This is a genomic window from Exiguobacterium sp. s143 (genome assembly GCF_018618895.1).
GTDB lineage: Bacteria > Bacillota > Bacilli > Exiguobacteriales > Exiguobacteriaceae > Exiguobacterium_A > Exiguobacterium_A abrahamii.
In genome coordinates, this window is the sequence record NZ_JACSMX010000001.1 from 711,871 (window position 1) to 725,939 (window position 14,069).

The 14,069-nt window shown below is 51.4% G+C and carries 13 protein-coding genes; all 13 read right to left on the reverse strand.

Going from position 1 to position 14,069, the window contains the following annotated elements:
• Positions 1 to 52: 52 nt before the first annotated feature.
• The 13 genes from KNQ03_RS03990 to lspA all read right to left on the reverse strand — a co-directional run bounded on the left by KNQ03_RS03990 (position 53) and on the right by lspA (position 14,042).
• A complete protein-coding gene (locus tag KNQ03_RS03990; RefSeq protein ID WP_214723637.1) occupies positions 53 to 862 on the reverse strand; it encodes a GNAT family N-acetyltransferase in 810 nt (269 codons plus the stop codon).
• A gap of 80 nt (positions 863 to 942) precedes the next feature.
• Positions 943 to 1,578 (reverse strand): orotate phosphoribosyltransferase, encoded by a 636-nt coding sequence (gene pyrE / locus KNQ03_RS03995; protein ID WP_214723639.1) that lies wholly within the window; start codon positions 1,576 to 1,578, stop codon positions 943 to 945.
• Positions 1,572 to 2,273 (reverse strand): orotidine-5'-phosphate decarboxylase, encoded by a 702-nt coding sequence (pyrF, locus tag KNQ03_RS04000; RefSeq protein WP_214723641.1) that lies wholly within the window; start codon positions 2,271 to 2,273, stop codon positions 1,572 to 1,574. The genes pyrE and pyrF overlap by 7 nt, the downstream gene beginning before the upstream one ends.
• The gene (locus tag KNQ03_RS04005; protein WP_149427619.1) at positions 2,248 to 3,180 is read right to left on the reverse strand and encodes a dihydroorotate dehydrogenase; all 933 of its coding nucleotides are present in this window, start codon (positions 3,178 to 3,180) and stop codon (positions 2,248 to 2,250) included. Before KNQ03_RS04005 ends, pyrF begins: the two co-directional genes overlap by 26 nt.
• Positions 3,177 to 3,908 carry a dihydroorotate dehydrogenase electron transfer subunit gene (locus tag KNQ03_RS04010; protein WP_214723643.1) on the reverse strand — a complete coding sequence of 244 codons (732 nt, stop codon included), beginning with the start codon at positions 3,906 to 3,908 and terminating at the stop codon, positions 3,177 to 3,179. Before KNQ03_RS04010 ends, KNQ03_RS04005 begins: the two co-directional genes overlap by 4 nt.
• Positions 3,905 to 7,114: a carbamoyl-phosphate synthase large subunit gene (carB, locus tag KNQ03_RS04015; RefSeq protein ID WP_214723645.1), complete on the reverse strand. Its 3,210-nt coding sequence runs from the start codon at positions 7,112 to 7,114 to the stop codon at positions 3,905 to 3,907. The genes KNQ03_RS04010 and carB overlap by 4 nt, the downstream gene beginning before the upstream one ends.
• Positions 7,107 to 8,195, reverse strand: a complete 1,089-nt coding sequence (locus tag KNQ03_RS04020; RefSeq protein ID WP_214723647.1) for a carbamoyl phosphate synthase small subunit — start codon at positions 8,193 to 8,195, stop codon at positions 7,107 to 7,109. Before KNQ03_RS04020 ends, carB begins: the two co-directional genes overlap by 8 nt.
• On the reverse strand, positions 8,188 to 9,459 hold the full coding sequence (locus KNQ03_RS04025; protein WP_214723649.1) for a dihydroorotase: 1,272 nt from the start codon (positions 9,457 to 9,459) through the stop codon (positions 8,188 to 8,190). The genes KNQ03_RS04020 and KNQ03_RS04025 overlap by 8 nt, the downstream gene beginning before the upstream one ends.
• The gene (locus KNQ03_RS04030) at positions 9,443 to 10,378 is read right to left on the reverse strand and encodes an aspartate carbamoyltransferase catalytic subunit (RefSeq protein WP_214723651.1); all 936 of its coding nucleotides are present in this window, start codon (positions 10,376 to 10,378) and stop codon (positions 9,443 to 9,445) included. The genes KNQ03_RS04025 and KNQ03_RS04030 overlap by 17 nt, the downstream gene beginning before the upstream one ends.
• Positions 10,379 to 10,501: 123 nt before the next feature.
• Positions 10,502 to 11,815, reverse strand: a complete 1,314-nt coding sequence (locus KNQ03_RS04035; protein WP_050677526.1) for a uracil-xanthine permease family protein — start codon at positions 11,813 to 11,815, stop codon at positions 10,502 to 10,504.
• 51 nt (positions 11,816 to 11,866) lie between these two features.
• A complete protein-coding gene (gene pyrR / locus KNQ03_RS04040; RefSeq protein WP_035396895.1) occupies positions 11,867 to 12,397 on the reverse strand; it encodes a bifunctional pyr operon transcriptional regulator/uracil phosphoribosyltransferase PyrR in 531 nt (176 codons plus the stop codon).
• A gap of 248 nt (positions 12,398 to 12,645) precedes the next feature.
• Positions 12,646 to 13,569 carry an RluA family pseudouridine synthase gene (locus tag KNQ03_RS04045; protein WP_023468791.1) on the reverse strand — a complete coding sequence of 308 codons (924 nt, stop codon included), beginning with the start codon at positions 13,567 to 13,569 and terminating at the stop codon, positions 12,646 to 12,648.
• Positions 13,566 to 14,042 carry a signal peptidase II gene (gene lspA / locus KNQ03_RS04050; RefSeq protein WP_214723653.1) on the reverse strand — a complete coding sequence of 159 codons (477 nt, stop codon included), beginning with the start codon at positions 14,040 to 14,042 and terminating at the stop codon, positions 13,566 to 13,568. The genes KNQ03_RS04045 and lspA overlap by 4 nt, the downstream gene beginning before the upstream one ends.
• Positions 14,043 to 14,069: the final 27 nt, after the last annotated feature.

A 14,069-nucleotide genomic window follows, 5' to 3' on the forward strand; every position in this document is an offset into this window, starting at 1 on the left:
TTGTTGTGCATATCAATGTCTAGACATGTCCAAGAAATAAGTGGCTCGATATTCATCGATAGCGCTCTTGTTTCTTGATATGTAAGGATCGCCCGACTAACTCGAAACCGACATGCTGATAGATCTTATTCGCTGTCTGGTTCGACCAATCGGTATAGAGCGTCACGACCGGATAAGACTTTAGTAGATGTTCAGATAGTTTGGCGACGAGATAAGAGGCATACCCGTTTCCACGCAGTTCTTTCGGCGTATAGACGTAAGAAATCGTAATCCCAGTTTGCGTCGGACGCGTCGCTGCCGCCATCGCGACAAGCATATCTCCACGAAACAGTCCGAACAAGCTTCCTTGCTGGATGTGTCGCGTCATCGACTGATGGAGTTGCGTAAGCTGTCGCTCAGAAGGTCGCGTTTCAACTTCATGTAAAAATCCGGACGCAAACGCTAAGGCTTGTTGTCTTTCATCGTCCGAAATCGGTCGGAAGACGACGTTTTCTGGAACAAGCGGCATCTCGACCTTCGTCAGTGCATACATCCCTTGTTCCATATGTACCTCATACATGGAATGTGGGAGTAACAGCGGCGCTAAGATGGCCTGTTCTCCGACGAATCCTGGACTATCCAGAATTCGCGCAAGCTTTCGGATCCCTTTTTGCGAGAACACATCCCCTGCGACGATGGCTTGCTCCGGTATCGTTTGCAATATGACGAGACGATGATCGCCTTCTTGTGCCGTTGCCATCAAGAGCGGTTCATCCCCACGTTCTAATATGCCAAGAATCAACTGATGAGTATCCGGACGTTCAAGCAAAAACGGGAGGACGACCTTTTTGAACTGTTCATAATCACGATAATGCGTCACCATAGTCGACGACCTCCTTTATTTTTCTAGTGTACCAAAACATTCACTAGAAATCGTAGGTCGTCCGACGGAATCTATCGATTTTAGACGTTCGCTGTAAAACGTTCGCTCCAAGCGACTGGATCTATCGACCAATCCGCTAACTGTTTTTGCTCTTCTATAGTAATATCGCCTTGTTGTTGTGCGGTTTCAAGTAACGCTTCGAACGTCAGTAATGCATCCGCTTCGATCTTTGCGTCGCGGAGATTGTTTGACAAGCGCTCCATCCCGTACGAGAAGATTGCTTGAATGCGAATGACATTTGCTCCCTTCGCTTGCAGAGCTTCCGCCGCTTCGATCGCTGACATCCCCGTCGATAATAAGTCTTCGATGACGACGACACGTTGTCCAGGTTGAATGACACCTTCGATTTGATTCCCTTTACCGTGTTTCTTATTCCCACTACGTACGTAGACCATCGGTAATTCTAACCGTTCTGCGACGAATGCTGCATGCGGAATGCCTGCCGTCGCAGTTCCAGCAATCACATCGACTGCAAGTCCCTTCACTTTCTCAGCGAGTGCATCGGCAATCAAGGAACGAACTTCTGGGTACGAGAGCGTCAAACGATTATCACAATAGATCGGTGAACGAAGTCCACTTGCCCATGTGTATGGATCGTTTGGCGATAAGGTGACGGCTTCAATACGGAGTAATGCACTAGCGATTGGATTTACCATGAGAATTGCCCCTTCCATTGTTCAAGTAACATCTGATAGACCTGTTCTGGATGTTTAGCACGTGTAATCGGACGACCGATGACTAAATCCGACGCTCCATTTTGACGAGCATCAAGAACAGTCGCGACCCGCTTTTGATCATCCGCTTGACTGTTCGTCGGACGAATGCCGGGTGTGACAAACCGAAAATCTGTCCGACAGGCTGAAACTAGTTCCGGAAGATCGAGTGCTGAACAGACGATACCATCTAGTCCTGCTGCTTCTGCGAGTTGCGCATATTCACGAACGACTGCCGGCATCGCTCCTTCAATCTTTAAATCGCGTAACATCGCTTCATCCGTCGATGTCAACTGAGTCACGCCAATCAGTTGTGTCTCAGCGTTCGTCTCACGCAGTCCTTCTCGCGCAGCGATCATCATATCTTTCCCACCAGCAACATGGACATTCGTCAGTTCGACGCCTAATTGTCCGATAATCCGCATCGTCCGGCGCGCCGTTTCAGGAATGTCGTGGACTTTGACATCGAGGAACACCGCGTGTCCACGCTCAACGAGTTTACGGACGAACGTTCCGCCTGCTGCATAAAACAATTCCATCCCGACTTTCACGGCTGGTCTTGTCGCTTCGAACCGTTCGAGAAATGAAAAGACTTCTGCTTCGGTCGGAAAATCAAGCGCGATGTAAAGTTGATTCATATGCTTTCCCCCTGATGTCTAAAATATGATCGATGCCAAGTTCGTTCATCCGTTCTGGTAACTGCTGAATCAATTCTTGACAGATGTATGGATTGACGAAGTTTGCGGTACCAACGGCAACAGCAGAAGCTCCGGCGTAAATCATTTCGAGGACATCATCGACCTCCATCACGCCACCCATGCCGATGATCGGGATCGAGACGACTTGCGCGACATCATGAATCATTCGAATCGCAACCGGTTTGATCGACGGACCGGATAATCCACCGATACGGTTCGCAAGGATTGGTTGCCCCGTCCGGACATCGATTCGCATCCCAACGAGTGTATTGATCATCGTCAGTCCGTCTGCGCCCGCTGCTTCGACGGCACGCGCCATCTCAACGATCGAGGTGACGTTCGGTGATAGTTTGACGTAGACCGGTTTAGTCGAGACTCGTTTGACGCGTCGGGTCAACTCAGCGGCAAGCAACGGATCCGTTCCGAACTGGATTCCACCCGATTTGACGTTCGGACAGGAAATATTTAATTCCAGTGCATGAACGCCAGGATGCTGACTCATTTTTTCTGCGACGAGCTCATATTCTTCCGGTGTCGAACCCGCGACATTGGCGATGATCGCCGTATCGAACGTCTCGAGAAAAGGCAATTTATTCGCTAGGATGCCATCGACACCCGGGTTTTGGAGACCGATTGCATTCAACATCCCCATCCCACTCTCTGCGACACGCGGCGTCGGGTTTCCGTAACGTTCTTCCCCCGTCGCTGCTTTAATCATGATCGCCCCAAGCTCTGATAAATCATACAACTTCGCATATTCCTCACCGAATCCAAAACATCCGGATGCTGGCATGATCGGATTTTTTAAAGAGAGACCCGGCAACTCGACACGCAATCGTTCCGTCATAATACGACCTCCTCTGCCCGAAAGACTGGACCATCGGAACACGTCTTGACGTATCCGCCCGTCGGTGTTTGACAGACACAGGCAAAGCATGCTCCGATACCGCACCCCATTCGGTTTTCGATCGACAGATACTTATGTTCGATCGGTTGTTGCTGTAACGTTCGCAACATCGGTTCCGGTCCGCAGGCGAGTAGAACGTCGTAGCTTTCTGGACGTAAGGCTGCCGTGACGAATCCTGTCGTGCCATGCGTTCCATCGACGGTCGTGACCGTCGTCTTACCGAGTGCTTGGAATTCCGCTTCGTAAAAAACACTTGTTGCCGTATCAAATCCTAGAATCGCTTCACATGTCACGCCCCGGGCGACAAGTTGGCGCATCGTCTCATACAGCGGCGGGACACCGATTCCCCCACCAACGAGGACGACGCGTTGAGTTGGATGGATAGCAGCAATCGGAAACCCGTTTCCAAGCGGTCCGAGGGCATCGATCGTATCATCTGGACGCAAAGAGGCCAGTTCTGCTGTTCCTTGTCCGATTTCTTTAAAGAGAAACGTGATCAAATCATGGTCGACCCGGGCAATCGAGATCGGTCGGCGTAAGAGTGGCCCGACGCGAAGATGCATGAATCGCCCTGGCGCGATGACCTGAGGTTGCTCGAGGCGACAGACGAGTTCTGTCGCACCTTGAGCTACCGTTCGTCGAGAGACGACCGTCAAGAGTTGCTTCATTGGATCACCACTTTCTTTTCATGTGTGAAGGCTTGGATTGCACTGGCTTCAAACGAGCGACTTTCGATGACACGTAGAATTGCTTCCGCCGTATCGAGTGATGTCAGACAGACGACTTGATTCTCGGCTGCTGCCCGGCGAATGATGAAGCCATCTTTCGTGACTTGCGAGTCCCGACTCATCGTATTGATGACGTATTCGATCTCCCCTTTTTCAATCACGTCGAGCATCGATTCGGAAGACGAGTCGATTTTGCCGACCGTCTGGACCGGTAATCCTTGCTCCGTCAAGTACGCTGCCGTTCCTTCCGTTGCAAGTAACGTGAATCCAAGTGAGGCAAAGCGTCGTGCGAGATCCGTCATTTCTGCTTTATCTGGATCTGCGACTGTCAAGAGGACACGACCGTGCTCTGGAATCGCCATCCCTGATGCGAGCAACCCTTTATAGAGCGCTTTTTCGAGCGTCCGGTCCGTTCCGATGACTTCACCGGTTGATTTCATCTCCGGTCCGAGTGTCGGATCAACTTCTTTAAGCTTCGCAAATGAGAAGACCGGTACTTTGACTGAGACGAGTGGTTCTTCCGGTAGGACACCACTTGTTAATCCATAAGAAGCGAGTGTCTCACCGAGAATGATGTCCGTTGCGAGCCGTGCGACCGGAAGTCCCGTCACTTTCGAGATGAATGGCACCGTCCGGCTGGCACGCGGATTAACTTCAAGGACATAGAGGGCGCCGTCCGCGTAGACGAACTGGATGTTGAGTAAGCCTTTGATGCCGAATGCTTTTGCAATCCGTGTCGTGTAGTCGACGATCCGGTCCTTGATGTCTTGGGAGACCCGTTGTGGCGGATAGACACCAATCGAGTCACCCGAGTGAACACCGGCACGTTCGATATGCTCCATGATTCCTGGAATGACGACATCCGTTCCGTCGCAGATCGCGTCGACTTCGAGTTCGATTCCTGTCAGGTAGCGGTCTACGAGGACTGGTCGTTCCGGTGAGGCGATGACAGCGTGTTTCATGTAATGTTCTAGTTCTTCTTGAGCATAAACGATTTCCATCGCCCGACCGCCGAGGACATACGATGGACGAACGAGGACCGGGTAACCGAGTGACGCTGCTGCCGTGACCGCTTCTTCAACCGTCACGGCCGTTTTACCCGGTGGCTGTGGAATGTCGAGCGCCGTCAACGCTGCTTCGAACTGTTTCCGGTCCTCAGCCCGGTCGAGATCCTCAAGCGATGTCCCGAGGATTTTTACACCTTCTGCTGCTAATGACTCGGCTAAGTTGATCGCCGTCTGTCCACCGAACTGGACGATGACACCGAGCGGACGTTCATTTTGGATGACTTCCAGTACATCCTCCGTCGTCAATGGTTCAAAGTAAAGCCGATCGGAAATCGAGAAGTCGGTCGACACGGTTTCCGGATTGTTGTTGACGATGATTGCTTCGTATCCGGCTTGTCGAATCGCTTGAATCGAATGGACTGTCGCATAATCGAACTCGACTCCTTGACCAATCCGGATCGGACCTGATCCTAAGACGAGAATCGAAGAACGGTTCGTCGCGATGGCTTCATTTTCACGTTCGTATGTTCCGTAGTAGTATGGCGTATCGGACGCGAACTCTGCCGCACACGTATCGACCATCTTATAAACCGGATGAATCGCTTGTGCTTCACGCATCCGGCGAATTTCCGTTTCCGTTTGTCCTGTGATTCGGGCGAGCATCGGGTCACTGAATCCATACCGCTTCACATGCAGGAGTAGTTCAGGTGTCAAACCAGTTGCGACTGATTGCTCGAGTTGCCAAATATGGTGCAACTTTTCAAGGAACAGGCGATCAATCGCCGTCCAGTCATGAATCTGTTCGACGCTGTAACCGCGGACGAAGCCCGCGTACAAGGCGAAGAGTCGATCGTCGGTCGCTTGGCAAATCGCTTGTTGTAAGGCATCATCTGCCAGTTCGATGAAGCGTGGCATATACAGATCCGCTGTACCGATCTCGAGTGAACGAACGGCTTTTAGTAAGGCCTCTTCCATCGTCCGTCCCATTGCCATGACCTCACCAGTTGCTTTCATTTGTGTGCCGAGTGTCCGGTCTGCCGTTTCGAATTTATCGAACGGCCAGCGCGGAATCTTGGCGACGACATAATCGAGTGCCGGTTCGAAGGAAGCAAAACTTGTCTCGGTGATCGGGTTCTTTAATTCGGATAAGGCATACCCGACGGCAATTTTCGCAGCCAGTTTTGCGATTGGATAACCCGTCGCTTTTGACGCGAGTGCGGACGAGCGTGAGACACGTGGATTGACTTCGATGACATAGTAGTCGAAGCTCGTCGGATCCAGTGCGAACTGGATGTTACATCCACCCTCAATCCCGAGTGCACGAATGATATCGAGCGAGACGTTTCGTAGCAATTGATAATCGCGATCCGATAGCGTTTGTGTCGGAGCGAAGACGATCGAGTCTCCAGTATGAACACCGACGGGATCGAAGTTTTCCATCGCACAGACGATGATCGCCTGATTCGTCGCATCGCGCATGACTTCGAACTCGACTTCCTTCATCCCGGCAATTGATTTTTCTAGAAGTACTTGTGTTGCCGGACTTGCCTTGAGTCCCCCTTCGACGATTCGCGTGAACTCTTCTGGTGTGTTGGCGATTCCACCGCCCGTTCCTCCAAGCGTATACGCTGGACGGATGATGATCGGTAAACCGATCTGTTGCCGGAATTGTTGTGCCTCTTCAAGCGTATGCACGATTTCACTGTCCGGCACACCATGCCCGCGTTTAAACATCAGTTGACGGAACAAATCACGATCTTCTGCCTCTTCGATTGCTGACAATTTCGTACCGAGTAACTCGACACCATACTCAGCAAGGACACCGAGACGATCCAGTTCGACAGCCAAGTTCAGACCCGTTTGACCTCCGAGTGTCGCAAGCAAGGCATCCGGACGTTCCTTGCGGATGATCCGTGAGACGAACTCTGCTTGGAGGGGCTCGATGTAGACACGATCAGCGACCGTTGGATCCGTCATGATCGTTGCTGGGTTGGAGTTGACGAGGATGACTTCATATCCTTCTTCCTTCAAGGCTTGACACGCTTGTGTTCCAGCGTAGTCGAATTCAGCTGCTTGTCCGATCACGATAGGACCGGACCCGATAACGAGAATTTTCTGGATATCTTGACGTTTAGGCATGAGAGACCTCCTGTTGTTTCGTGATTTCTTCTAAAAACTGTTGGAATAGACCGTTCGCATCCATCGGACCAGGTGATGCTTCCGGATGATACTGGACGGAGAAGACCGCTGCTGTCGTATGACGGATGCCTTCGACCGTTCCGTCGTTGATCGCAAGATGCGTCACTTCAAGCACGGTATCGCGTAATGACTGTTCGTCGACGGCATACCCGTGGTTTTGCGACGTGATATCGACGCGACCTGTCCGGATATCTTGGACTGGATGATTCGCCCCTCGGTGACCGAATGGGAGCTTGAACGTATCCGCTCCGTGCGCTAGTGCAATCAACTGATGACCGAGACAGATGCCGAAGATGACGACTTTTCCCGTCAATTCTTGAATCATCGGAATCGCCGTTGGGACGTCCTTTGGATTCCCTGGTCCGTTCGATAGCATTACACCGTCCGGACGATAGCGTAAGACTTCCGTTGCACTGACGTCGTAGGGCACGACGACGACTTCACAGCCGCGTTTGACGAGTTCGCGGACGATTCCGAGCTTCGCACCGAAATCGACGAGAACGATCCGCGGTCCAGCACTTGGAATGATGTACGCTCGTTCCGTCGAGGCCCGCTTGACTTGATCCGTCTCGATAGGTGCGTTTTGAAGATGAACCAGTTCTGCTGCTAAATCGAACTCACCGTCAACGAGTCGTCCACGCATGACACCTTTCGAACGGATGTGCCGTGTCAATTGACGCGTATCGATTCCACTTAATCCTGGAATATCAAGATCTTGAAGTGCCGCATCGAGTGACATCTCACTCCGGAAATTCGACGGCGTCTGACAATGTTCACGGACGATCAGTGCTTTAGCGAGCGGACGCGTCGTCTCATAATCTTCTCGGTTAATCCCGTAGTTTCCAATCAACGGGTTCGTCAACACGATCATCTGATCGCAGTAAGATGGATCCGATAACATTTCTTGATACCCTGTCATTCCGGTCTGGAAGACGACCTCTCCTGTTGTTGTCGTATCTGAGCCAAACGCCGTTCCTTCAAACGTCATCCCATCTTCTAGTATCAGTGTCCGTTTACGCATGTGCTGTGTCCTCCTTGAATACGATTTCTCCCTTGACGAGCGTCATGACCGGGAATCCTTTTAACCGTTCTCCTGCGAACGGTGTGTTCTTGCCTTTTGAGCGGAATCGTTCCGGTGATACAGTACGCTCCGTTTCTAGATCAAGCAAAACCAGATCTGCTTCCGCCCCCACTTCGAGTTTCCCGTAAGGAAGTTCAAAGATGGCTGCTGCCTTATCCGTCAAATTCCGAATCAGTGTCTCAAGTCGCATCTCTCCTTCAGAGACGAGTTTCGTATAGAGCAATGGGAAGGCCGTCTCGAACCCTGTGATGCCAAACGGGGCGCGTTCGATACCGAGTGCCTTCTCTTCTGCCGCATGAGGAGCGTGATCGGTCGCGATGCAATCAATCGTTCCGTCCGCTAGCCCCTCGAGCAGTGCTTGGCGATCTGCTTCACTTCGCAAGGGAGGATTCATTTTAAAGTTCGGGTCCTGATTCGGTATGTCTTCATCGATCAATACCAGATGGTGCGGTGTGACTTCTGCCGTCACCCGGATCCCTGCTCGTTTTGCGTCACGGATGACACGGACCGATTCCTTCGTCGAGACATGACAGACGTGATAATGACAGCCGGTCTCTTCTGCAATCAGGACATCACGTGCGATGTGGATGCTCTCAGCAAGCGACGGAATACCTTGTAGTCCTTCTCGTCGACTGTAGTTCCCCTCGTGCACACATCCTGCTTTTAGCGAATCATCTTCACAGTGGGCAACGATCGTTTTCCCGAGGCGTGCCGCTTGTTGCATCGCTGTCCGCATGACTGCTGCCGTCTGGACACCGACACCGTCATCCGTGAACGCAACAGCATCTGTTAGTTGGTCGAACGCGACGAGTTCTTGTCCGAGTTGATTTTTTGAAATCGCCGCGTAAGGCAAAACCCGGACGGACGCCGTCTCTTCAATCTTTTGGAACAACGCATCGAGTGTTTGACGATCGTCTGGTACGGGGCGCGTGTTCGGCATCGGACAAATCGTCGTGAATCCACCCGCTGCCGCCGCTGCCGTGCCGGTCGCAATCGTCTCCTTATGTTCGCCGCCCGGTTCACGGAGGTGGACATGGATATCGACGAATCCTGGTGCGACGAATAATCCAGACGCATCAATGACCGTTTCGTTCGCTTGTGGTGTTGCTGCTAAATCCGTGATTTTCCCGGCATCGATTCGAATATCCCCCGTCCGGACTTGTCCCGCCTCGTACCATCTCGCATTCTCAATTCGTGTTGTCATCTGCATCGTCTCCTTTGATTGATTTCGTTGAAAAGCACCATTCCAGAATCGCCATGCGTGCAAAGACACCGTTTTTCATCTGTTCAAAGATCCGCGATCGCGGATGTTCGACCAGTTCGTCGGCAATCTCGACTCCCCGATTGACCGGTGCCGGATGAAGCACGATCGCGGAATGCTTCAGACGGTTCATCCGCTCATATGTCAATCCGTGCGTTGTGTGGTAGACTGCTGGGTCAAATCGTGTCGTCCCGTCATGCCGTTCGTGCTGGACACGCAGTAACATCAAGATGTCGCACTGCTCGACGGCTTCATCCATCGGAAGATACGGTATGCCCATCGCAGGGTCGTACCACTCAATAGGTCCTGATCCATAAACGATGGCACCGAGTCGCTTTAAGATGTCCGCGTTCGATCGGGCGACGCGACTATGTTGTAAGTCCCCACAGATGACGACGACTTTTCCTTCGACCGTTCCGTACGTTTCGACCATCGTCATCAAATCGAGTAAGGACTGGGACGGATGTTGACCGCTCCCGTCTCCCGCATTGATGATCGGAATATCGAGTGTCTGCATCAGTTCTTCGTAATATCCGGTTGCTCCGTGGCGAATGACCAAAGCATCTGCGCCGATTGCTTCGAGTGTCTTGCATGTATCGCGTAACGTTTCTCCTTTTTGCACGGAGGAAGTCGCCGTTTCGAACGGCAGTAGATGCATGTTCAGACGATGCTCTGCCATCTCAAAGGAAGAGCGTGTCCGAGTCGAGTTTTCAAAGAACAGATTGACAAGCGTCTTATCGGAATAATCTGGCGCTGGCTCGCCTCGTTTAAAAGCGAGACTGCGTTCAATCAAAGAATTAATTTCTGTCGTGGATAAACTTTCTAGGTTGACGAAATGCCGGGTTTTTAGGATCGTCTTCATATCATTCACTCCTCTTCAGGTCATGAAAAAGGCGCACCTTCTAAGTGAAGGTGCGCCGAAAGAAGGCAGAGTGATTCCCTGCATCTTTTCATGGCCTTCACTTTATCGTTCTCTCGGAACGTCTTAAAAGTTGTTAGCTACCGATTGAGTTGTAGAGGTTTCCGTTGTTTCTTCGACCTGCTCTGTCGTTTTTGGAAGGACTAGATTCAGGATGATTCCAAGAATCGTCGCTAGTGCCATTCCTTCGAGAGAGAAGTTGCCGATTTTAAGCGCCGCGCCTCCGATACCTGTGACGAGAATGACGGCTGTAATCGTCAAGTTCCGTTTATCGGCAAGATCGATCTTACTTTCCGTCAGCGTCCGGAGACCGTTCGACGCGATGACTCCGAATAGGAGGATACTGATCCCACCCATGACCGGTGTCGGAATCGTCTTGATGAACCCTTCGACATATCCGAGGAATCCGAAGCTGATCGCAAGAACCGCCGCACCACCGAGGACATAGACACTGTAGACACGTGTGATCGACATGACACCGTTGTTCTCACCATACGTCGTAACCGGCGGTCCGCCAAGCATCGACGCGACTGTCTTCGCGATCCCGTCACCTAGTACGGTCCGGTGCATCCCTGGATCGAGGAGCGTCTCGCGCCCGATGATCCGTGATGTCACTTTTTGTTCGCCGATATGCTCCGTCAGTGTGACGAGCGTCACAGGAACGATCAGAAGCAAGGCGGCTGTATTCCACGATGGTGTGTAATTCAAGAACGGAATCGTGAAGTCCGGCACGTGGAAGAACGTGGCTTGTTGGAGTGGTGTGAAGTCAATGATTCCGACCGATGCCGCAACGAGATAACCAACTGTGATCCCGAACAAAATCGGAATCGTGCTCCACATTCCTTTTAAGTACGTCATCGCAAGGAGTGTGACGCCAAGCGTGACCATCGCAACGAGGAAGTACAGTCCGTTGTACTTACCGTCCGCTCCATTCATCGCCATGTTGACAGCGGTCGGGGCGAGCGATAGACCGATGACCATGATGACCGGTCCGATGACGACCGGTGGGAGTAAGCGAAGCAACCAAGCAGCTCCCGTGTAGCGGATGAGGAGTGAGACAAGTCCGTAGACGAGTCCAGCGACCATTCCGCCGATTAAGGCATCCTCGACACCCCACCGCTCACTGACGGCGATGATCGGGGCGATGTAGGCAAAACTCGAACCAAGATATGTGGGTACTTTGAAGCGGGTGACGGCGAGGAAAATCAGTGTGCCGACTCCGCTTGCGACGAGCGCGACCGATGTGTTGAGTCCCGTTAAGAGCGGGACGAGCACGGTCGCACCAAACATCGCGAAGACGTGTTGTAAGCTGAGCATCAGCCAGTTTAGAGGGTGAGTAGGTACTTCTTGTACATCAAGTACTGCGGCATGTTTTGCCATATGGATGACTCCCTTTCTGGTCTCTCTGGACCACCTTAAAGGTTTTGAATTTTAGCGTTTAATGAATACTTGATCGGCTTCATCGACTTCGGCGAGCGCGACGACGACTTGTTCCTCACGGGATGTCGGAACGTTCTTACCGATGAAATCTGGTCGAATCGGTAACTCCCGATGTCCGCGGTCGACGAGGACAGCAAGTTGAATCATACTCGGTCTTCCGTGATCGACGAGCGCATCCATCGCGGCGCGAACGGTGCGTCCTGTGTAGAGGACGTCGTCAACGAGGACGACGATTTTCCCGGTGATGTCTTCCGGTAAATCAGAACCTTTGATTTCTGGTTCTAAACTTCGTTTCGACAAGTCATCCCGGTACATTGAGATGTCGACGACACCGAGTAAGACCGGTTTTCCTTCGATTTGTTCGATGCGCTTCGCAAGTCGACGAGCGAGTGTCTCGCCTCGCGTCTTGATTCCGACAATCATCAAATCATGAATTCCTTTGTTACGTTCGATGATTTCATGGGCGATCCGTGTCAGTGCACGTCCGATCGCGGCTTCATCTAAGATGACGGCTGGTTTCATGTTTTCTCCTTTCATACAAAAGACCTTCTGCGGAAATCCGCAGAAGGTCATCGAAGACAGAATCATGGCATACGTCATGTATGCATGCCTACACACAATCGTGGTAGGTTCTCCCTTTCGCAGCCTCTCCGGACTCGATTAAAGGTGATACTAGTTAGGTAGGATCGTAACTCGGACGACCGAAGTGTCAGTAGAGGATGTCTCGCATCGCTCTCTAGGTGATACTCTACCGTTTTATTAGAAAAACGTCAAGACTCTAATTCAAGTTTTTTCAATTGACCGATTTCAAATGTCATCTCTTCTGGGAGCGGTGCTTCAAAGCGCATCCACTCACCTGTGCGTGGGTGTTCGAAACCGAGAACCGCAGCATGCAAGGCTTGACCGTTCATTTTCATCGTCTTGCGTGGACCATATTTCGGGTCACCCGCAAGCGGGAAACCGATATAACGCATATGGACTCGGATTTGGTGCGTCCGTCCTGTTTCAAGTTTACATTCAACGACCGTAAAGCCTTCGTATCGATCGAGAACACGGAAATGGGTTACGGCAGACTTTGAATTCTTATCCGTTACCGTCATCCGTTGACGGTCGTTCTTATCGCGTCCGATCGGCGCTTCGATCGTTCCGAGTTCGTGCGGGATTTCACCGTGCACGAGCGCGATGTAGAGACGTTCCGTTGTCTTCTCTTTTAATTGATGCGCCAGTGACTCATGCGCTAAGTCGTTCTTAGCGACCATCAACAGACCTGACGTATCCTTATCGATTCGGTGAACGATTCCTGGACGTTTGACGCCATTGATGCCTGAGAGATCTTGACAGTGGTGTAATAAGGCGTTGACGAGCGTTCCTGAGACATGCCCTGCCGCCGGGTGGACGACCATCCCTTTTGGTTTGTTGACGACGATGACGTCCGAGTCCTCATACACGACTTCAAGCGGGATGTCTTCCGGTAAGATCTCGAGCTCCACCGCTTCCGGGATATGAACGACAATCGATTCCGTTCCCGATAATTTATAGTTCGGTTTGACGACACGACCATCGACTTCGACACGTCCCGCTTTCAACCATTCCTGTACTTGCGAACGCGACCAATCGTTTTGTTCTGCGAGCCATTTATCAATGCGCCCTGTCGCTCCATCCGCTTGTACGGACCATGTTTCTACTTCATTCATTTATCCATCGTTCCTTTCTTAGTCAACCGTTCTTCGAACATGACGCTGATCAGCATCGTGATGACACCAAACGTCAAACAGACGTCTGCGATATTAAAGATCGGAAAATTATAGCCGAACGGGAAGAAATGGAAGAAATCAACGACTTCTCCTCGTGCCATTCGATCAATGAAATTTCCGATCGCACCACTGAGCAATAACGCGATGCTCCAAGCAAATACCTTATTTTTCGTGCCTTCCTTGTAGAGGAAGTAAATCAATCCAATGACGACGACGACTGTAACGATGAAGAAAAAGCCGAATTTACCTTCGAGCATTCCCCACGCAGCGCCTCGATTTCGATACGAGTTGAGATAAAAGAAATCCGGAATGACCGTGATCGCTTGACCGATCGTCATGTTTTGAACGACAATCCATTTCGTCAACTGGTCGATTCCAACGAGTAAAGCAGCAATCCCTAAGTAAAGCCACATCCTATTGTCCTCCGCATCCAAAAATAA